This is a genomic window from Bacillus sp. FSL K6-3312 (assembly GCF_038007485.1).
GTDB classification, from domain to species: Bacteria; Bacillota; Bacilli; order Bacillales; family Bacillaceae; genus Bacillus; species Bacillus pumilus.
On the sequence record NZ_JBBOXI010000001.1, the window covers coordinates 2903679 to 2925226 of the forward strand.

A 21548-nucleotide genomic window follows, 5' to 3' on the forward strand; every position below is an offset into this window, starting at 1 on the left:
AAGGTTGCAATCCACCCTTAAAACGAATATTATATTAATTGTTTTGTAATAATGTTCGTAAATGGAGGATTTTATGTTTCAGTTAAAAGAAAACCAAACCAACATAAAGAGAGAATTAATCGCTGGTATGACGACATTCTTTACCATGGTATATATTGTTGCCGTTAATCCAGGAATTCTTTCAAAAGCAGGCATTCCTTTTGACCAAGTCTTTACTGCAACAATTATCGCTGCTGTCGTCGGTACGCTCTGGATGGCACTTTTTGCAAACTATCCGATTGCGATTGCACCAGGTATGGGGCTGAATGTCTATTTCACCTTTACAGTTGTCGGTGGTGGCGGCATCAGCTATCAAACAGCGTTCAGTGCGGTATTTGTTGCTGGTATACTCTTTATTATTTTATCGTTAACATCCCTTAGAAAACAACTGATTCAAGCCATTCCAGATAATTTAAAATACGGCATTACAGCCGGAATCGGGCTTTTTATTGCATTTATCGGCCTCCGTCAGTCTGGGATTATCACAGCTGACCCGGAAAATCTAGTGAAGCTTGGCAACTTAAGCTCGCCTGTTGTCATTTTAACGCTTGTCGGCTTAATGATCTCTGTTATTTTAATGGTACTTCAAATCAATGGTGCTCTGTTTATCGGCATGTTAGCAACGACACTGATTGCCCTTGTAACAGGACAGCTTCATTTCCCTAAGATGCTGATGGACATCCCTGCACTGCCAGAAGGTATGCTGATTACAAATCCATTCGCTGCCTTTGGTGATGTATTCTCTCATCATTTATATGCGGTCGTCTTCTCCTTCTTACTAGTGACGATTTTTGATACAACGGGCACAATGATCGGAGTGGCTGAACAAGCCGGACTCATGAAAAAAGGCCAGCTGCCAAAGGTACGCAGAGCCCTGCTCGCTGACTCTGCTGCAACGACGATTGGTTCTATGTTTGGAACAAGCCCAACAACAGCTTATATTGAATCATCCTCTGGGGTTGCTGCTGGCGGAAGAACCGGGCTAACGTCTTTAACAGTCGCTGCACTGTTTATTGTGGCATTGTTTTTCGGTCCGCTCGTTCAAGCCATTTCTTCTTTACCATCCATCACATCACCTGTTCTCATCATTGTCGGGTGCTTGATGATGAACTCCGTGTCACGCATTCGCTGGAACGAGCTAGACGAAGCATTCCCTGCTTTTCTTGTGATTCTTTCCATGCCGCTGACATCTAGTATTTCAACCGGAATTTCACTTGGATTTATTTCATATCCACTTGTGAAACTGGCAAAAGGGAAATGGAGAGAAGTACATGTTCTTGTCCTTATTTTTGCCATTTTATTTTTCATTCAGCTCTTTTTCTTAGAAGGATAACAGAAACAAAAAAGGCACATTCTAACAAGGGATGTGTCTTTTTAAGATGAGTGAATTTTTTATTTTGTAAATTTTCTGTGTTTCATTTTTGGATGTTTGAATGTGACAGTATTCTCCATACGCCTTACGCCCATTGGGTTGTAACCGAATTCAAAACATGGTATATACCATGTTTCGATTCATGAAGACAAGTTAAATAACATGTAAAGTTGACTTTTTGGTGGAACTAGATGCATAATAACGTGTATAATAGAATAAAACATTAAGAAACACGAACATTTACCATTGTTGCATGTCCTTATTTCGCAGTTTTAGTGTAGTAAGTTGTGGTTAGTCAAGTCCATCCGATCTTATTGATAGGGAGTGGTTTTTTGAAACCTTCAACAAACCGTATGATGACTCGAATAAAATCAGTCTATATGTTCATTCAAGAGAAAGGTCTTGTGACGACACAAGAGCTGGTTGATGAATTCGGGATCACACCTAGAACCATTCAAAGAGACTTAAACGTGCTTGCCTATAACGATCTTGTTCATAGTCCAAGCAGAGGCAAATGGGAAACAACGAGAAAAAAAGTAAAAATATCATCTTAAGCGTATAATGAACTGTCCATATAACAAAAAGAACCGGCGACATGCCGGTTCTTTTCTTTTGTCTTTTGTTCTATATTTATGGTCGATTGATTAAGCTGTCTAATTCTTCATCCGTTAATTCACGGTACTCTCCAGGCGCTAGGTCTTCATCTAAAGAGACAGCCCCCATCGAGAGCCTTTTTAAAAAGATGACTTCATTTCCCACCGCTTGCGCCATCAGCTTCACTTGATGGTACTTTCCTTCAGTAATCGTTAAACGGATGCGTGTATCTTCACTTTCATTCGCATCTACTTCAACCTTTGCCGGCTTCGTACGGTAATCATCTAAAATGATAACACCCTCTTCAAGGCGCTTGATGTCTTGATCTCCTAATGGATATTTCAAATGAACTTCGTACGTTTTTGGCACATGCTTTTTTGGAGAAAGTAATTGATGTGCAAGCTGTCCATCATTTGTGAGGAGGAGAAGACCGACTGTATCCTTGTCCAGTCTCCCGACAGGAAATGGCTCCCTTGCGATATCCTCCGGCTCAAGTAAATCGACAACCGTTTCATCCCGCAAATCTTCAGTTGCTGAGATGACCCCATCTGGTTTGTTCATCATTAAGTAAATGAATTCTTTATATTCTACACGCTCTCCGTGTACGAGCACTTCATCATTCGATGGATCAACATGATCTTTCACCTGCTTCGCCAGTTCTCCATTCACGGTGACTGCCCGTGCCTTGACCAGCTTCTTTACATCTTTTCTTGAACCAAAGCCGCTGCTAGCAAGCAATTTATCAAGCCTCATGAAACTCCACCTCTTCTTAACTCTTTTTTCTTAAAAATTTCGGCATACGGCTGCCGAGTACACGCTCAAGTAATCCTACCTTATATGACAGGAACAGATACACACCGCCGCCAGTGATCATTGAAATCAAAATGACAATACCCGCATTAACAATTCCACCTTCATACGAAATCACTTGGCTCACAAGCTGACATGTCACATACGCCACTACAGCCATAATCGCAGTCAAAATACCAATGAGAATAAATCGTTTGAAAATCCTGCGGAACGAATAGCCGGCATGGCGCTTAATCATGATAAACATATACAAGATGGACGCGCTATAGCCTAATGCAGTTGCAAGCACAGAACCATTTCCTTGCAGCCAACTGATTAACGGAATGTTCAGAACCGTTTTAATGATGATCCCTAACAACAGACTGACGATGGCAAATTTTTGTTTGTTAATTCCCTGCAAAATCGCTGCATTAATGGTGAATAAAGAAAACAATAACGCAACAGGTGCATACCAGAACAAAATTGACATCCCAATCTCAGGATGAACAGACGGATAGAAAAACCAATAAACCGGTCCAGCCAATGCCGAGATACCAAATGAAGCAGGCAGCACGAAAAATAATATGACCTGCATTGTCTGATCAATTTGTCTATTGAGCAGCTTGTAGTTACGAGCTGTAAATGATTCTGTAATCGTTGGTATCAAGGTTAAGCCAAACGCTGTTGCAAGCGACACAGGAATCATCACGAGCTTCGGTAAATATAACGTCACAATAGACAATACCGCTGTACTAATATCCTGATGTCCTGATGCAATCATGGCTCTGTTAATAGTGTTTGTATCTATATAAGAATAAATTGGAATCGCTAGTCCAACAAACACATACGGTGCCGCATAGCTAAATAGCTCTGTAAACATTTGCTTATAAGATAAGTCAGAGGAAGCACCTGTATTCGGCTGCATGGATAAGAGTCGATCCTTGCGCTTCAGCCAATATAAATAAAGCGTGAATAAACCGCCAAATGCGCCAATAAGTGCTGCAAATGTGGCATATCCGACAGCGATGACAAGACCGCCATCAAGCACTTTTAAAATAATAAACGTTGCTGTTAGTAGAAAGATGATTCTGACAAGCTGCTCAATGACTTGGGAAACAGCTGTCGGTCCCATCATAGAATGTCCTTGGAAGAACCCCCGCACAAGACTCATAATAGGTACAACCAAAAGACCTAAACTGACCATCCGAATCACATATACCACTTGATCGACAGTCAAACCACCTATTTCATTTGATCCGCCAAGCTGAATCTTGGCAAAAATCGGTGCGGTCAAATATAAAATAGAAAAGGCGATAATCCCGGTGACAAGCATGACCGACATACCCGCCCTGAACATTTTTCTCGTTGTCTCATAATCGCCGATTGCATTATATTTAGAAACAAATTTTGATACCGCTGTTGGAAAACCAAGCGTAGCAATACTTAAAAAGATCGTATACTGATTGTATCCATATTGGAATAGCGCTCCACCAGTAGCTCCAACCATTGCGCTAAATGGAATTAAATAAATCATACCAAGAATACGAGAGAGATAAGTCCCTATCGTTAAAACCAACGTACCACGAAGCAGTTTATTAGACATGCGCTTAACCACCATTTTTCTAATGAATATTCAACTCAACTATTTTACCACATCATTTCGACGCACAGGTAACAAATCCAATACAGAAGGTACAAAACCAATCAATTCATATTTCAGCCTTCCCCAATTTTCGTTATAATAGATGAATGACTGAAAGTAGAAAGAGGAATGTAACATGAAACATTATGATGTCATTGTCATAGGCGGTGGACCTTCTGGACTGATGGCCGCGATTGCATCAGCAGAGCACGGTGCAACTGTTCTGTTAATTGACAAAGGAACCAAGCTTGGCAGAAAGCTTGCCATTTCTGGCGGTGGACGCTGTAACGTCACCAATCGCCTTCCAGTAGAAGAAATCATCAAGCATATTCCCGGAAACGGCCGTTTTTTATATAGTGCATTTTCTGAGTTCAATAACGAGGATATTATTTCATTTTTTGAAAACCTCGGCATTGAACTTAAAGAAGAAGACCATGGACGTATGTTCCCTGTCTCAAACAAAGCACAATCTGTTGTGGATGCCCTTTTAGACAGGCTCCGCAACCTCAATGTTACCATTCGAACGAATGAAAAGATTAAAACAGTTCTGTATCAAGACGGACAAGCAGCCGGAATTGTTACAAATAATGATGAAAAAATTTCAAGTAATTCCATTGTGATTGCTGTTGGCGGAAAAAGTGTGCCGCATACTGGTTCTACTGGTGACGGCTACGCATGGGCAGAAGCCGCTGGTCATACAATTACAGAGCTCTTCCCAACAGAAGTACCGGTCACATCAGATGAACGTTTTATAAAAGAAAAAGTGCTCCAAGGGCTTTCTTTAAGAAGTGTGGCTGTCAGTGTTTTAAATAAAAAAGGAAAACCCGTCGTCACACATGTCATGGATATGATCTTTACACACTTTGGCTTATCCGGCCCAGCTGTTCTTAGATGCAGCGGATTTGTGGTGAAAGAATTGAAAAAGCAGCAGGTCGTCCGTCTGCAAATAGACTTATATCCGAAGCTTAATGACGAAGATCTCTTCCAAAAGCTTCATCGAGACCTAAAAGATGAACCAAAAAAAGCCATTAAAAATGTCCTAAAGTCTTGGATGCAAGAACGCTATTTATTGTTTCTGTTAGAGAGGAACGGTATAGATCCGCAAGACACTTTTTCTGGTCTTGCTAAGGACAAACTGCGCGCATTCGCCCATGATTGCAAACATTTTATCGTTCATGCGAACGGTACACTCTCTTTGGACAAAGCGTTTGTCACAGGAGGCGGCGTTTCTGTGAAAGAAATTGAACCGAAAAAAATGGCGTCTAAAAAAATGCCCGGCCTTTATTTCTGCGGAGAAATTCTAGACATCCATGGTTATACAGGCGGATACAATATCACGTCAGCACTTGTAACAGGCAGACTTGCTGGTATGAATGCTGCACTAGAAGCAAAGGAGAGAGATCAATGATCAGACGTGCATTTCCAATTGTATTTGCAGTCGTTATTAGCTTGACAGCCGCTTTTTTCTTGAAGCTGTCCATTACCCCATTAAAAGTTGCCATTGTGTTGGCGTTTACCATCTTCGCTGTTTGTTTAAAAGAATACGTTTATCGTCTTCGTAAACGAATCGAAGAAAAATCATCTTCACATATCGATAGTTGATTAATGGAAGCAAAACATGTTACGGTAAAGTAGAGGTCGAGTGAGAAGCTCGCCTCTTTTTGTTTGAAATTAGTTGAGTTAGGGGATATTAAGTAAATCCTCTGCTTAAACGTGTAGAACAACAGGAGAGTGAGATGGTGTGAAAAACGTATCAAGTGTATTTTGGATTGTGATTGCGATCACATTTGTTGCCGTCATATGGGGAGCTTTTTCTCCAGAAACACTGCAAAATGTCACAGATCAAATCCAAACATACATTACAAATGACTTTGGCTGGTATTACTTGTTAGTGGTGTCACTACTCGTCGGCTTTTGTCTATTCTTTATCTTTAGCCCGATCGGTAAGATTACGCTAGGAAAACCTGGGGAAGAGCCTGAATTCGGCTTATTTTCTTGGTTTGCGATGCTATTTAGTGCCGGTATGGGAATTGGTCTTGTTTTTTACGGAGCAGCTGAACCAATCAGCCACTATGCTATCCAGTCACCAACAGGTGATACTGAAACGGCGCAGGCATTCCGAGATTCCCTTCGATATACTTTTTTCCATTGGGGGCTTCATGCATGGGCTATTTATGCCATTGTTGCACTTTGTATTGCTTACTTTAAATTCAGAAAAGATGCACCTGGCTTAATCAGTGCAACGTTGCAGCCGGTTTTAGGAAATAAAACGAATGGATGGATCGGAAAAACCATCGATTGTATTGCGGTATTTGCAACTGTAGTTGGTGTTGCGACAAGCCTAGGATTAGGCGCGGCACAAATAAACGGTGGATTGAATTACCTGTTTCAAATTCCGAATGCTTTTAGCACACAATTGATCATTATCATGATTGTGACGGTGCTTTTCCTTGCATCTGCTCTAAGCGGGATTGGAAAAGGCATTAAATATTTAAGTAATATCAACATGGTATTAGCAGCTGTTCTGATGTTTTTCTTACTTTTGGTAGGTCCAACTGTTTTTATCTTAAATTCATTTACTGACTCAATTGGGCAATACTTATCCAACATCGTTCAAATGAGCTTCCGTCTATCTCCAAATGATCCTGAGAAGAGAGAATGGATTAATGGATGGACAATCTTTTATTGGGCATGGTGGATTTCTTGGGCACCATTTGTCGGTATCTTTATCGCAAGGGTGTCACGCGGACGAACGATTCGAGAATTTTTAGTAGGTGTCTTAGTGGCTCCTTCTATCCTAGTATTCCTATGGTTCTCGATTTTCGGTGTATCTGCGATGGATTTACAGCAAAAGAATATTGTCGATGTTGCGGGTCTATCAACAGAAACAATGCTCTTCGGTGTACTAAATGAATATCCGCTGGCGATGATCACATCGATTCTAGCACTTATTTTAATCGCTATATTCTTTATTACATCGGCTGATTCAGCTACATTTGTGCTTGGAATGCAGACAACCTATGGATCATTGAACCCTTCTGGCAGTGTCAAAGTTAGCTGGGGTATCATCCAATCTTCTGTTGCTGCCGTACTTTTATTTTCAGGGGGACTTGAAGCCCTGCAAAATACAGCCAAGCTCGCAGCCTTGCCATTCTCCGTTGTCATTATTTTGATGATTATCTCACTGTATAAGTCATTGAATGATGAACGAAGAGCCATCAAGCAAGCCAATAAAGTCAGTAAACCACGAAGTCCAAGAGTAAAAAAAGCATAATCTCAAGCGAAAAAAGCCGTTCCTCATAAGAACGGCTTTTCAGATTGTTGACAAAGGGCTAAAATGATCTTTATTTTAGCCCTTTGTCTTCTTTTTCAGCTCAGCGTGATAGAAAACCTTTGAAGTCTAGGAAGGACGAGTACTGGAGCGGAGCGAATTTGACATTCGTGAGCACCAGCACGCAGGACTGACACCGAATGCGAGGGTTTGTCTACACGCTGAAAAGCCGTTCCTCATAAGAACGGCTTTTTTCTATCTATATATACAATTTAAGATTGTTGCAAGCAGGAGGACTCCTGTAAAATAATGATGAAATCATTTCTACATAATGGAGGTTTATATGACGCTGCCTACATTCAAGTACAACCCAGATCCAGTTTCGTTAAACGTGATCAAAAAAGAGCCTACGACATGTCCTGTTTGTGAAAAAGAAAGAGAATATGTGTATCATGGTCCATTTTATTCTGTTGAAGATGTGAAAGGAATTTGCCCTTGGTGCATTAAAGATGGTTCAGCCGCTAAAAAATACGATGGCATCTTTCAAGACGATGCAAGCTGTGATGACGTTGAGCAAGAGGAATATATAGATGAACTGATCTATAGAACACCAGGTTATCGCGGCTGGCAGCAGGAATATTGGTTAAGCCATTGCGGAGATTTTTGTGCGATCGTCCAGTATGTCGGATGGAAAGAGATAGAACATTTAGAGGAAGAGCTCACAGAAGATATCGAAGACATTTGCAGCGGCGGCGGATTAACGAAAGAGAACCTAAAGCAATGGCTTGTCAACGGCGGGGATCTGCAAGGCTATCTCTTTCAATGTGTTCACTGCAACAAGCATCGTTTATATATTGACGCCAGTTAAACAAAGTAAAAGGACCCTTCAAACAGGTCCTTTTTTTAATACCGTCTATTTTTTATATAAAATGAGTGCAGAAAAACAGTAGAGCTGTTCTCCTCCTTGCTCACAGATCACCGCTACATTGTACTTGATGTCAATGATTTGGTCGTCATCCATTCCTTTTAAAAAAAGATTGATTTCGCTCTGCAAATCTTTTTCGTGCTCTTCATCAAATACAGCTACCTTTAGCACATATGCCACTCTCCCTTCTCTCGCTACTCTATCTTTATGCACATGAGGGCGGGCATATGAACAAAAAAAGCCTTTCATCTATGAGATGAAAGGACTTCTGCTTACAGCTTCGGTTTTGTTTCTCCTGTCCAAGCAAGCATTCCGCCAACGACATTGGTCGCTTGATAGCCTTGGTCTTCTAGGAAATAGCAGACATTTTCACTACGTTTACCAGAGCGGCAAATAATATAATACTCCTGCGTTTGATCGAATGCATCCAGTTTCTCAGGAATATCTCCCATTCGGATGTGGACAGCTTCTGGAATCATTCCTTCTGCTACTTCCTCGTCCTCACGCACATCAACAAGCTGAATGGCTTCTTCTCGCTCTAGCTTTTGTTTTAATTCTTCTATTGAGATTTCTTTTACTGACACGGTGCTCATCTCTCCTTTTAATCACGGTGACACCATTATAGCAAATGAAACCCATCACTGTGTATTCACCCGCTTCGATTGCAGGAAAGACGGCAGGCGTTTCTTTACTTCGGCTGTCTGCTGCTCACTTTCAAACTCTACTTTTTTGAATACTTGATAGGCCAGCCACATATGGCCATAGGCGAGTATGCTCACACTAAAGAACGGCACGATTCCCGGCAAATAAGCAAAGAGAACAAACAGCAGAGCCGAGAAAACGAGCATACAGAGTGTATATTGCAAATATGAGATACCAAGCAAAAGAGAGAATTTCAGATAGAGACGTTTTTTCCAATCATAATGAGCCAGCAGCGGAAAAATATAAAACAAGCTCACAACAAAAAGAAATCCAAAGATATAAATGGCAAAACGAAGCACATGCAAAAACCAGCTCGTTGGATAAATATACGCAAGGTCTACATATATAATCGTTCCTATGATCAATAGCGCCAATCCAATCAAGTTAGAGCGTACAAACTCCTCACGGTACACCTTCCAAAAAGTCCGGAAAACGCTAACTTGCTCATGCCCTTGTATCCACTTTCTCATCACCGAAAATAACGCAGTGGTCGCAGGCATCAATCCAAAGATCCCAAGCCCCAGCATAGTGAACAGCAGCCATAGCAAATTCGTATAGGCGAGGCGCATCACCCACTCACACATTCGAAGCATTCTGCTCATTGAACCATCATGAACCATCTCTTTCCCCTCCTCTCTTTCTTATGACACCGTCTCTTTATGAAGCAACTCTTCTATGTCAATTGGGCGTTTCTCTGCAACAGACCGCCACATGCCTTCCCCAAGTGCAATTGAATAAGCACCAGCCTCTGCCCCTGCTGATATGTCATAGTGAATTAAAGGATCTTTACCGATAAATAAATCGGCCAAAAGCAAAGGATCTCCGCCGCCATGTCCCCCAGGCTGCTTCACAACTTCAATCGTCTCTTTTGCTCCAAACATCGGATAATAAGAAATCGTCTGTTCTTGGAATTGAAAAGGAATTCTTGATGGCACATGAAACTCATTTGTTTCAATGCGCCCCTTCGTCCCATTTATGGCAAGCCGATATCCTTCGTAAGGCGCTGAGAATTGAATCGAATAGCTGAAGAGAGCCCCTTGGTCATATGCCACTGATGCCACATATGTATCCTCAATGTCAATTTCCTCATCAAAAATACAGGCGTCTGGGCGATAATTGGCGTATTGCTGCGTTTGCTCCTGACCGGATTCGATATGATCGTCCTCGACCTTTGAGCGTACTACCCTCGGATTCCACCTTGCTTCATAATGACATGTATCCTTCACATGACATGTTCCGCAATACCTGTTTTCTTCCCCCTGCAAAGGATTCCAAGGACTTTTATCTCCGTAATAGTTCAGCGCCCCATAGGCAAATACTTGCTTCGGCTTTTGATTGATCCACCAATTGACCAAATCAAAATGATGCGTCGATTTATGAATGGATAGTCCGCCAGAGAATTGCCGCGTTCGGTTCCACCTTTTGAAATAACTAGCGCCATGATACGTATCAATGAGCCAGCTCAGTTCAACAGATGTGACCCTTCCAATCTTTCCTTCTAAAATGAGTTCTTTGATCTTTCGATGAAATGGATTGTAGCGATAATTGAAAGTGACTGTGACCTTTCCTTTACTTTCCTTTTCTTTTTCCATTACTTTTTTGGCGTCTTTTGCTGTTGTGACCATCGGCTTTTCAGTGATGACATCGAGATCATGGTCAAGTGCTTTCAAAATATAGGTGACATGTGTGTCATCCCTGCCTGCCACAATGACGATATCTGGCTTTGCTTCCTTCACCATTTGATCAAATGCCTCTTCATGAAAAAACGAGACGCCCCGCAGTGATGGAAAACGCTCCTGACAAAGTGTATACCGATGATGATCTATATCTAAAAGCCCTGTAATCCTGTAATACTCATTGAAATCCTCTGTGAGTGGTTTAATAAACATATTGAACGCACGATGACTGAGTCCGCAAACCACAATCCGTTTCACAGGCCCCACCCCTTTTTCTATCGATTTTCACGAAGCTGTTTCATGAGAGACAGCGCCTCTTTGGACTTGTCTGCATACATGGGAATAAAAGCGACCATATCTCGATGTAATCGAAAGGTATAGCCGTTTAGCTTTTTCGTGCCTTTACTAACTTGAACCGCATAATCAACCGTTTTCCCTGTCTTTTGGTTCTCGACCGTATATGGCCCTGCCGCTTGATCATCAATGCCCATTTCTTCAAGTAACTGAAAGCTTTCAGGATCATCATACGTTCGAAACATTTCTTCCGGGACAAGCATGATATCCCCCTCTTTTGCGGTAATTTCAACAAGAAGTTTTTCAGGAATCGCGGGAAAGATGTGGACGCTATACGTTTCTTGGTCCGTTTGAAAAGCCTTCTCGACTAATTGATCCTTCATCCCCTTTGACATGTCAGAAAAAATCAGAACATCGATACCGTTTGTTTTCCCATGACAGGCTGACAAACAAAAGGCAGCGATGAAGCTGAGGAGCCATGCCGCAGCCCTTTTTTGCCTCTTCATGCCTTTTGAAAAACAGGCAGCTTCTCTAGCTCAGTTAACGCCATAATAAAAGCGCCTGCCCCGTGCAAGTCATTTGTACTTCTCTCTCTACCGACGTAGTAATCATAAAATCCAGCAGATGTTCCGATACATATATCATTGATGGTAAAATCACCGTTTTCTGTCTCAGCCGTCTTATGCTGAATTAAGCCTTGATATGCTTTCACCACATGATCAGCGTAGCGAAGGCTGACATACCCTTCGTTCATTGCTTTTGCCATGGCGTACATGAATAAACACGATCCAGAGCTTTCAAGCCAGTTGTCGCTATGAGTACCTTTATCAATGATTTGATGCCAGAGACCTGTGTCTTGATCCTGGTACCTAGCTACACTTTCCAGCATGTCTGTCAGCGTTTCCTTCCACACCTTTCGCCCCTCATGCTGCTCTGGCAGATCCTCGATCATATCTGCTAATGCAAGGACATACCAGCCAAATGACCTTGCCCAAAACTCGGGAGAACAGCCTGTCTTTTGATCAGCCCATGGCATCACTTTTCGTTCGTCCCACGCGTGATAATACAGACCTGTTTTTTCATCTTTTGTATGTTTTCTCATGAGATGCTCTTGCTGGATCACCATATCCACCAGTTCCTCTTCACCTTTCAGCTTTGCATACTTTAAGGCAAAAGGTCCGCCCATGTAGAGACCATCCAGCCACATTTGATAAGCATAATTGTCTTTATGCCAAAATCCGCCCTCAGATGTGCGATTCAATGTGCGATAAAGCCCGCGGAGCTTCTCTGCTGCCAGCACATACCGCTTCTCTCCTGTTCGTTCATAAAGAGGGAATAAAATGAGCCCTGCTTGCATCGCATCAAGCTCATCTCTCCGGAATAACAGGTTTCCATACTCATCAATGAGCGAATCTGCGTAGCTTTTCACATAATTGAAATACGTCTCGTTCCCCGTTGACTCATATAGCTTCATCACACCGCAAAGAAAAACGCCTTGATGATAATGCCATCTTCCAGCTGGAGGCAGCTCGATTGGTGTATGCGCTTTCATAATTGTTTGTGCTAATTTCTCTGCATGCTCAAGTGGTGATCCCTTTTTAGTCGATAATGTCATTCTTTTTCATCTCCCTTTTTAGTAAATACCTTCTTCCCCAAATTTCTTCGCTAAACGATTCGCCAGCATAACCAAAATGAGTCCAACGGCTGCTTTAAATAGACCAACAGCGGTACTATAGCTGAATTGCCCTTGCTTAAGACCAGCTGTATAAACGTACGTATCAAAGATTTCTGCTACTTCCCGGTTCGTTGCATTGAGTAATAAGTAGACATGCTCAAAGCCAAGCTCTAATGTGTCACCAATTTTTAAAATAAGCAGAACGACAATCACACTTTTAATGGCAGGGAGAGTGATGTGCCACATTTGTCTCAGCCTGCCGGCTCCATCCATTTTCGCTGCTTCATATAGCTGCGGATCTACCGCTGTAATCGCCGCAAGGTAAATGATTGTCGACCAACCTGCTTCCCGCCAAATCACTTGTAAAATGTACATTGGCCTAAACCATTCCTGACTAAGAAGGAAGTTAATCTTTTCCCCTCCAAAGAAAGCAATCAATTCATTGATTAACCCGCCATCTACTGTTAACAAAACAAAGGATAAGGACACGACAATCACCCATGACATGAAGTGAGGAATGTATATCATCGTCTGCACAAATTTCTTAAACAAGGCCAATCTGACCTCGTTTAAAAGCAAGGCCAATAAGATTGGAATTGGAAAGAAAATCACAACATTCATGGCAAATAAAATCAGTGTATTTTTTAATAAGATGAAAAATGTTGGTTCTGTAAACAATCGAATAAAGTGTTTGAAGCCAACCCACTCACTGCCAAGAATACCGAGAAACGGCTGATAATCTTGAAAGGCAATGATCAGCCCCCACATCGGCACATATTTAAAGACAAGAAAATAAATGAGCCCTGGCAAAATCATGACATACAAAAACTTTTGACTAAGCATTTGATTAAGTAAGCGCTTTCTTCTTTCTTTTTTCAAAGCTGCCGCAGGCATACCCTTGGCAATGACATCCTCTGTTTTCATAGATAAAGCCTCCCCTCATGCTGATGCATGTGTTAACTGTATCTTAAGGATGAAAAATCCGTCTACAATCATATCATCAGATCATATTTACTTAGGGGAAGCTACTCAAAACGTTACATAAAACATGAGAAAATGATCCTAATCTCAGAAAATGATTATTGACAAACCTACCAGATTTTTGGATTAATAAATAAAGAGGAAAAGATTGTTCCGTTTGAAATGGGGGGTTTTATGAAAAGAAGGCAATATAAATTTTATTACAAGCTCGTCACGTTTTTTTTCATGCTTAGTACGATTCCTGTCATCATTGTCGGTATTTTTTCTTATCAGCATTCACAAAAAACAGCACTCGAAAATATCTCAAATGAAAAGCTGGACAGCGTTAAACAAACGCAATCCAATATTGAGCATATTTTAAAGACAGTTGATCATTCTCTCACTCACTATGTCAGTTCGCCGCCTCTCCTTCAAACACTGGCAGAACCTTTAAATCCAGACCAATTCCAGCTTTATAATCAAGTACAGCAGGAACTGAACTACCTGCAAACCTTTGACACCGATCTTTCCAATATTACGCTCGTCAGTAAAATGGAAGACTGGTACATGAACAATTCAGGGCTTTATCATGTCACAAGTGGAGACCAAGAGAAAGCGCTCACCTCTTACCTCAATATTCCGAGTCATTCCAGCTGGGCACTTGAAGAGAATAATCCACTTGTTGCGACAAAAGAAGGAAAGGCCTCCTTTTGCAAATACAATGTGAACTTAATCAAACAACTCCCTATGAACAGTGTCCAGAAAAAAGGGATCGCTGTCGCCAGCATTCCGAGCTGCATGATTGCTGACAATATGCCGGACTTCTCTCAATCTGACAGTATGTTTGTCATTGATACTAACGGAAAAGTGCTGCTACATAACCGCAAAGAACAAATTGGTGAATCCTTGAAAAATCAAGAGTTCGTCAAGCATGTCCTATCACGTGAAGAGCGATCAGGTCAATTTAACATGAAGATCGAGGAACTAAACTATCAAATTACGTTTCAAAAATCAGACTATAACGAATGGACGTACCTATCCTTTGTTTCCATACCAGAACTCAAGGCACAAACGAAATCAATTGGGTGGATCACCTTTATTATTTGCTTTATTTTGTTAGCGCTTTCATTACTATTTTCATGGTTTGGGTCCAGACATTTTTATAAACCAATCCGCTTGTTATATGAGTCCTTTGCACGCAATGAATCCTTTTTGCAAAAGCAGCCTTTTCAAAATGAATTTGAGTTGATTGAATCGAGTATTAAACAAATGAAGGATCAAAACAATGATTTAGAGGAACGTATTGAGCAGCAAGTCACGCACCTCCAGCAATACTTTATGGTGCGGCTATTACTCGGAAAATTGACAGAAGAAGAGATTAACAACCGGTTCCAAAGTTTAGGATTCCCTCAGGACTGGTCTCACTTATCCATGTTTGTGACCCAAATTGATACGCTAAAAGGAACACCTTATGAAAAAAAGGATGCTGACTTACTTTTATTTGCGATCAATGGACTGATTGAGCAGATTATTCCGCAAGAGGAGCACCTTCAGCCAACAGTTGTCAATCAGCATCAAACGACGATTATCCTAAATCACTCAAAGTCAGATGAAGAGTTTACTGAATATTTAAACCAATTAGCGGAAACGATTCAGCTGCGTATCGAGGAACAGCTTGGTTTATCGATCAGCATCGGAATCAGCCGCCAGTTTCAGGAGCTCACGATGGCAAAACAGGCTTACATTGAAGGAAAAGAGGCCTTAAAATACAGACTCAAAGCAGAGAAAAAGTCCATTATCTTATATGAACAGATCCAGCAAGGAAAAACGTTTAAAACCCATTTTCCAAAGCAGCTGCAGCATGATTTATTTGATGCGATGAAAGCAGGTGATCAAGGCAAGGCAGATCACTATTTACATGTGCTCCTGCAATCCATTTTCTCTAAAAATGCAGGACCGCACGAGTACCATATCGCCCTCGCCCGTTTTTTAAACAATTTGATTGAGCTGATGCATTTGCTTGGCATTGAATTATTTGAGGTCGAAGACAATAAAATGCTGTATGATACGATTTTTGAATTTAAAACGTTTGAAGATACCGAAGCATGGCTGAAACATGAGATCATTCGGCCGATTATTGACCAGCTAGGTGCACGCGAGGAATCACAATACAAAAACATCTCAGAAAAGATCATCCATATCATTCATCAAGAATTCGACTCAGATCTCACATTGGATGAAATTTCCACACGCCTGCATTACAACCCAAATTATTTAAGCAGTATTTTTAGAAAGGAAATGGATATTTCCTTCAGTGAATATCTCTCATCCTACAGACACCATGTCGCCAAAAACTGGCTCGTGGAGACCGATATGTCCGTCAAAGAAATTTCGGAAAAACTGAAATATAAAAACCCGCAAAACTTCATCCGTTCCTTCAAAAAACTAGAAGGCACGACCCCTGGCAAATACCGTGACCAGAAAAAAGGCATATAAGACAAAAAGTCCCGCTCTCATAGGAGGAAGCGGGACTTTTTTATTTAAATTGTTCATTTAAAATGCTGTCTTCTAGCACTGAAAGCGGCTCTCCGTACACACGTTCAATATGAGCTGCTCCCCAATCACATAGCGCATTGAGAATTCTTTCAAGCGACTGACCGTATTCACTTAATTCATATTCCACTTTAGGCGGCACTTGCTCATACACAATCCGGTTAATCACCCCATCACTTTCAAGCTCTCTCAGCTGTTGCGTGAGCATTTTTTGTGTGATGTTTGGCATGAGTCGCTTCAATTCACTTGTACGTTTTTTCCCATCTGTTAAATGACATAAAATCACGCACTTCCACTTTCCGCCAATGACCTCAAGGGTCGCTTCCACGGAGATATTATATTTTTTCTTTTCCATTAAATCCTCACTCCTCTTTATACGAACAGGCACTTTTTAGTACCTATATTACAAAAAAGTACGTACTTTTTTTTTCGTTATCTATGTTAGATAATAACTCTTGCCGATCGGCTTCGTCTATCAAAATGTCATCACAGAAGGATGTGAACTGATTCATGAAGAAAAAACAAAACCACTTTGCCCTTCTCGCACTAGCTATTAGTGCTTTTGCTATAGGAACCACTGAATTTATTAATGTCGGTCTTTTGCCAATGATTTCGGAGGACTTTGGAGTGAGCGTCAGCCAGGCGGGCTGGACCGTCTCTTTATATGCACTTGGTGTGACATTCGGCGCGCCTATTTTGACTTCTCTGACTTCAACGATGAAAAGAAAAACATTGCTTTTGCTCATTATGCTCGTCTTTTTGATTGGAAATACACTTGCCACGATGGCTCCGACCTTTTCAGTACTTTTAATCGGACGGATCATTTCAGCCTTGTCCCATGGAATCTTTATGTCCATTGGCTCTACGATTGCTGCAAGCCTTGTAGTGAAAGAAAAACGGGCAAGTGCGATTGCCTTCATGTTCACTGGATTAACAGTTGCTACTGTGACGGGCGTGCCATTCGGGACATTTCTTGGCCATGAGCTCGGGTGGCGGACATCATTCGGTGTGATTGTCATTATTGGTCTGATTGCACTAATATCTAACTATTTTCTTGTTCCATCTCAATTAAAGCAAGGCGTGAAAACATCATTTAAGGATCAAGCGGTCTTATTAAAAACAAAAAGAATCTTGCTTCTATTTGTCATTACAGCAACAGGATATGGAGGAACCTTTGTCGTCTTTACGTATTTATCCCCTCTCTTACAGCATGTGACAGGTCTTGCGCCTGGGGCGGTGGCATTGATCTTGCTTTTATACGGGATCACGATCGCAGCTGGAAATGTCATTGGCGGAAAGGCTGCTAATGAGCAGCCAATGAAAGCACTGATTTACATGTTTATCATTCAAAGCATCATTTTGTTTATCCTTAGCTTGACTGCTGGATTTACGGTGCTAGGCATCGCAACCGTCATGCTGATGGGACTGTTTGCTTTCATGAATGTACCAGGGCTTCAAGTAGCTGTCGTTGATTTTGCAGAAAGATACACACCAGGAGCAGTCGACGTCGCTTCCGCTATGAATATTGCTGCCTTTAATGCTGGTATCGCCATCGGCTCATTTTTAGGAGGCATCGTGACAGATACTCTTGGGCTTGTGCATACAGGCTGGGTCGGCGGTATCATGGTCCTCATCGCAGCGATTCTCACGATGATTAGTTTTCGAATGGAACAACAAGAACAAAATCAAACCATCTAAGGAGTGTTCAATATGAATCATTTACAAAGTACAAAAGCATTAAACAATGGGGTCCACATGCCAGGATTTGGTCTCGGTGTATTCAAGGTTGAAGATGGTGCAGAATTAATAGACGCCGTCAAAACAGCCATTCAAATAGGATATCGCAGTATTGATACAGCAGCTATTTATGGCAATGAGGAAGGGGTTGGACGAGGCATACAACTTGGTCTTGCAGAAACAGGACTGCGCCGCGAAGACCTCTTTGTGACATCAAAAGTGTGGAATGCCGATTTAGGATATGAATCCACTCTACAAGCATATGAGGAAAGCTTGAAAAAACTTCAGCTTGACTACTTGGATCTATATTTAATCCATTGGCCGGTTGAAGGAAAATATAAAGACGCTTGGCGTGCGCTGGAAACCTTGTATCGTGAAGGAAAGGTTAGAGTCATTGGTGTGAGCAACTTCCAGTCGCATCATCTAGACGAACTATTAAAAGATGCAGACATCATACCAGCCATCAATCAAGTCGAGTTTCACCCAAAACTGACACAGGAAGCACTCTATACGTATTTGAACACACATGGTATTCAAATGGAAGCTTGGTCACCGCTAATGCAGGGGGAACTGCTTCATCATCCGGTGATCAAAGAACTCTCGGACACATACGGCAAAACACCTGCTCAAATTATTTTGCGCTGGGATGTGCAAAAAGGCGTCATTACCATTCCAAAATCAACGAAAGCGCATCGTTTAAAAGAAAATGCAGATATATTTGATTTTGTCTTATCTGATGAGGATATGAAACGTCTATCTGACTTAAATGAAAACAAACGTATCGGTCCAGACCCAGACAACTTTGATTTTTAATAAAAACACCCCCGCTCTTTAACTGTGCGGGGGTGTTGATGTTGATCATTTTGATTTTTTAAAGGAAGCTTCATATTCTTCTATGATTTTATTGCCACCATTTGATTTCCACTTCTCTACATCTTTCTTAAATTGATCTTCACTGATGTCTCCAAGAATGAACTTATAGGTCGCATCATCGATGATTTTTTTCAATTCATTTCCTCGTTCTGAGGCTGTTTCTGAATACAGGCTTTCAGCAGGGTTGGCGACGATGATCTTTTGATTGTCTTCTTCTAGCTCTTCATATTTTGTACGAACTGCATCCCCTTTATTTTTCAAGTAACGTTTATCAATGCCTACTAGACTGACAAGCGGCTGTACATCTGTCTGCCAGCTTTTCACTTGGCTTTCTTCCCTGACAAATGTATTCCCTTCTTCTTTCTTATAATGCTCACCATCTATACCGTACGTCATGAGACCATAGACATCTTCTTCTGCAATGCGATCAAAGAAGGCCAAAATTCGCTTTAATTCTGCCTCTGATTTCACGCTTGTTTTAGGGAATGCGAAGATGCCATTATGACCACCTGATGCCCACACCCGTTCTTTGCCATCTGGACCTTTGATTCGGTTCAAGATATCGACTTTCATGTTTTTATCTGTCGCGTCATCTCTCAAGTTCACAGCATCAACCATATTTCCAACATAGATTCCTGCTTTTCCTTGTGAGAATAATTCCTGCTGCTGTGTTTTGCTTGTCACAGGGAAGTCTTTGTTGATATAGCCATTATCACGCAGTTTTTTCATGTAATTCATCGTATTCATGTACTCATCTGTCATAAAGTCTGGCGTGAATTTGCCGTTTTCTTCTTTCCAGTCTGTTGGCATTCCCTCATATGAACCAAGTGTTTTAAATGCGCCATAAATCAAATCGTTCCGATCCGTAAAGCCAATTGTATCCGCTTTTCCGTTTTGATTCGGATCTTTTTCAGTAAAGGCTTTCGCTACCTCATAAAGATCATCTAAGGTTTTTGGTGTATCCAAATTTAAATTTTCAAGCCAATCCTTTCGAATGACAATTCCTTGTCTTGAAAGTGGTCTCTCTCTATAAATGCCATAAAGCTTACCGTCTATAGAGGCGTTTTTATTAATCAGTTCGTTCATCTTACTTAAATTTGGATAATCCTTTAAATACGGACCGACTTCCCAGAACATACCTGATCTGAACGCATTAATAGCAGACGAATTCTTAATGTCTTGAATCGTCACGATCTGCGGCAAATTCCCGGCGGCAAGTGCAGAATTTAACCGGTCTTCCTTCACAGCATCTGGCACCCACGTAATATCAAGTTCTGTATTTGTGAGCTTCTCAATCTCTTTTAAAACCGAATCTTTCGGCGGCTGCTGATGATACAAAATGGCCATCCATGTCAGCTTCACTTTTTTGTCTAAATCAACCTTTTCATCTGATGAACTTGTTCCTTTGCTTGAACATGCGGATAGAATACCGCTTGCTGCAAATAACAGGACAAACGCAATCAACCATAATTTCTTTCTCCCCATAAGATCCCTCCGTTGTTCCTTCTTTTTAACCTTTTACAGAACCTAGTAATGCCCCTTTGTTGAAATGCTTTTGAATAAATGGATAGACAAGCAGAACGGGAATGGTGGCTACCACAATGACAGCCATTTTAATCGTTTGGTCTGGTGGTGGTGTGGATGATCCCATATCCGACATATCCCCTTGCATTCCGCTCGAAACAATGACAATCTGCCTTAGAAGTACCTGAATCGGCCATTTCACTGAATCATTTAAATACAGGATCGCGGTCATGTACGTATTCCAATACGTCACGGCATAAAAAAGTGAAATGGTCGCAATAGCTGGCAAAGAAAGTGGTAGCACAATTTTAAAGAAAATCCCTAAATCGTTACAGCCATCCATCTTCGCTGATTCCTCAAGGCTTGCCGGAATGTTTTGAAAGAAGTTTTTCAAGATGATCAAATTGAACGCATTGATCGCAACCGGTAGAATAAGTGACCAATAGGTATCAAGTAGACCAAGTGTTTTCACCACAATAAACGTCGGAATCATGCCTCCGCTAAATAGCATCGTAAAGACAACGAGAAACATCAATGTTCTCCGGCCTTTTAACTCCTGACGAGACAGCCCATATGCCATGAGTGAGGACAAAAACATGCTGACAGCTGTTCCAACGAGTGTCACAAGAATGGACACGATAAGGCTGCGGTACACAATATCCGTAGAGAAAATATACCGATAGGCCTCTAAAGAAAACGTGGTCGGGAACAAGATAAACTTCTTCGTGATGACCTCTTCTACTGTAGCAAAAGAGGCTGCAATGACATGGATGAACGGAAGCACACATATTAATGCGAACATGAGTAGAAAAGAGTAATTAAATAAGTTGAACAATCGGCCTTTAATAGAACGATCTATGTTCATCACACCCTTTCTTTGAAAGCGTTATCATTTTATCCGAAAATAAGCTGCAGCCTGTGA

The 21548-nt window shown here is 41.3% G+C and carries 21 protein-coding genes; 9 read left to right on the top strand and 12 right to left on the bottom strand.

What is annotated here, in order from left to right:
- Positions 1–73: 73 nt before the first annotated feature.
- A complete protein-coding gene (locus MHI11_RS15145; protein WP_044142189.1) occupies positions 74–1372 on the top strand; it encodes an NCS2 family permease in 1299 nt (432 codons plus the stop codon).
- Between the two features lie 371 nt (positions 1373–1743).
- Positions 1744–1965: a DeoR family transcriptional regulator gene (locus MHI11_RS15150; RefSeq protein WP_008356419.1), complete on the top strand. Its 222-nt coding sequence runs from the start codon at positions 1744–1746 to the stop codon at positions 1963–1965.
- 76 nt (positions 1966–2041) lie between these two features.
- Here MHI11_RS15150 and MHI11_RS15155 read toward each other — a convergent pair whose 3' ends face one another.
- Entirely contained in the window at positions 2042–2758 is a 717-nt protein-coding gene (locus tag MHI11_RS15155) for a pseudouridine synthase (RefSeq protein WP_106065784.1), read from the bottom strand.
- Between the two features lie 16 nt (positions 2759–2774).
- Positions 2775–4397, bottom strand: coding sequence for a putative polysaccharide biosynthesis protein (locus tag MHI11_RS15160; RefSeq protein ID WP_111911334.1), 1623 nt, complete (start codon positions 4395–4397; stop codon positions 2775–2777).
- Between the two features lie 175 nt (positions 4398–4572).
- Here MHI11_RS15160 and MHI11_RS15165 point away from each other — a divergent pair, with 175 nt between their 5' ends.
- The 4 genes from MHI11_RS15165 to MHI11_RS15180 all read left to right on the top strand — a co-directional run bounded on the left by MHI11_RS15165 (position 4573) and on the right by MHI11_RS15180 (position 8575).
- On the top strand, positions 4573–5844 hold the full coding sequence (locus MHI11_RS15165) for a BaiN/RdsA family NAD(P)/FAD-dependent oxidoreductase (RefSeq protein ID WP_044142185.1): 1272 nt from the start codon (positions 4573–4575) through the stop codon (positions 5842–5844).
- Positions 5841–6038 carry a hypothetical protein gene (locus MHI11_RS15170; RefSeq protein ID WP_106065786.1) on the top strand — a complete coding sequence of 66 codons (198 nt, stop codon included), beginning with the start codon at positions 5841–5843 and terminating at the stop codon, positions 6036–6038. The genes MHI11_RS15165 and MHI11_RS15170 overlap by 4 nt, the downstream gene beginning before the upstream one ends.
- Positions 6039–6177: 139 nt before the next feature.
- On the top strand, positions 6178–7710 hold the full coding sequence (opuD, locus tag MHI11_RS15175; RefSeq protein WP_106065787.1) for a glycine betaine transporter OpuD: 1533 nt from the start codon (positions 6178–6180) through the stop codon (positions 7708–7710).
- A 340-nt stretch (positions 7711–8050) separates the two neighbouring features.
- Complete coding sequence (locus tag MHI11_RS15180; RefSeq protein ID WP_044142183.1) at positions 8051–8575, top strand: CbrC family protein; 525 nt, start codon at positions 8051–8053, stop codon at positions 8573–8575.
- Positions 8576–8620: 45 nt separating this feature from the next.
- Here MHI11_RS15180 and MHI11_RS15185 read toward each other — a convergent pair whose 3' ends face one another.
- The 7 genes from MHI11_RS15185 to MHI11_RS15215 form a co-directional block, all read right to left on the bottom strand.
- On the bottom strand, positions 8621–8803 hold the full coding sequence (locus MHI11_RS15185; RefSeq protein WP_003217582.1) for a sporulation protein Cse60: 183 nt from the start codon (positions 8801–8803) through the stop codon (positions 8621–8623).
- 101 nt (positions 8804–8904) lie between these two features.
- On the bottom strand, positions 8905–9216 hold the full coding sequence (locus MHI11_RS15190) for a rhodanese-like domain-containing protein (protein ID WP_340961420.1): 312 nt from the start codon (positions 9214–9216) through the stop codon (positions 8905–8907).
- Positions 9217–9270: 54 nt separating this feature from the next.
- The gene (locus MHI11_RS15195) at positions 9271–9954 is read right to left on the bottom strand and encodes a YesL family protein (protein WP_044142180.1); all 684 of its coding nucleotides are present in this window, start codon (positions 9952–9954) and stop codon (positions 9271–9273) included.
- A 21-nt stretch (positions 9955–9975) separates the two neighbouring features.
- Entirely contained in the window at positions 9976–11268 is a 1293-nt protein-coding gene (locus MHI11_RS15200) for a Gfo/Idh/MocA family protein (RefSeq protein WP_044142179.1), read from the bottom strand.
- Positions 11269–11285: 17 nt separating this feature from the next.
- Positions 11286–11810 carry a lipoprotein YteS gene (locus MHI11_RS15205; protein WP_340961423.1) on the bottom strand — a complete coding sequence of 175 codons (525 nt, stop codon included), beginning with the start codon at positions 11808–11810 and terminating at the stop codon, positions 11286–11288.
- Positions 11807–12919: a glycoside hydrolase family 88/105 protein gene (locus MHI11_RS15210; RefSeq protein WP_340961425.1), complete on the bottom strand. Its 1113-nt coding sequence runs from the start codon at positions 12917–12919 to the stop codon at positions 11807–11809. The genes MHI11_RS15205 and MHI11_RS15210 overlap by 4 nt, the downstream gene beginning before the upstream one ends.
- An 18-nt stretch (positions 12920–12937) precedes the next feature.
- On the bottom strand, positions 12938–13903 hold the full coding sequence (locus tag MHI11_RS15215) for an ABC transporter permease (protein ID WP_065098637.1): 966 nt from the start codon (positions 13901–13903) through the stop codon (positions 12938–12940).
- A gap of 231 nt (positions 13904–14134) precedes the next feature.
- Between MHI11_RS15215 and MHI11_RS15220 the strand changes: the two genes are divergently transcribed.
- Entirely contained in the window at positions 14135–16435 is a 2301-nt protein-coding gene (locus tag MHI11_RS15220; protein WP_340961427.1) for a helix-turn-helix domain-containing protein, read from the top strand.
- A 40-nt stretch (positions 16436–16475) separates the two neighbouring features.
- Here the strand turns inward: MHI11_RS15220 and MHI11_RS15225 are convergent, their stop codons facing one another.
- Positions 16476–16847: a winged helix-turn-helix transcriptional regulator gene (locus MHI11_RS15225; RefSeq protein ID WP_340961429.1), complete on the bottom strand. Its 372-nt coding sequence runs from the start codon at positions 16845–16847 to the stop codon at positions 16476–16478.
- Between the two features lie 155 nt (positions 16848–17002).
- Here MHI11_RS15225 and MHI11_RS15230 point away from each other — a divergent pair, with 155 nt between their 5' ends.
- Together MHI11_RS15230 and MHI11_RS15235 are read left to right on the top strand one after the other, a co-directional pair.
- Positions 17003–18190: an MFS transporter gene (locus tag MHI11_RS15230; RefSeq protein WP_340961431.1), complete on the top strand. Its 1188-nt coding sequence runs from the start codon at positions 17003–17005 to the stop codon at positions 18188–18190.
- 12 nt (positions 18191–18202) lie between these two features.
- A complete protein-coding gene (locus tag MHI11_RS15235; protein ID WP_340961433.1) occupies positions 18203–19042 on the top strand; it encodes an aldo/keto reductase in 840 nt (279 codons plus the stop codon).
- A gap of 45 nt (positions 19043–19087) precedes the next feature.
- On the opposite strand, the gene MHI11_RS15240 is transcribed toward MHI11_RS15235, so the two are convergent.
- On the bottom strand, positions 19088–20587 hold the full coding sequence (locus MHI11_RS15240; protein ID WP_106065794.1) for an extracellular solute-binding protein: 1500 nt from the start codon (positions 20585–20587) through the stop codon (positions 19088–19090).
- A 25-nt stretch (positions 20588–20612) separates the two neighbouring features.
- Positions 20613–21473: a carbohydrate ABC transporter permease gene (locus MHI11_RS15245; RefSeq protein ID WP_087976618.1), complete on the bottom strand. Its 861-nt coding sequence runs from the start codon at positions 21471–21473 to the stop codon at positions 20613–20615.
- Positions 21474–21548: the final 75 nt, after the last annotated feature.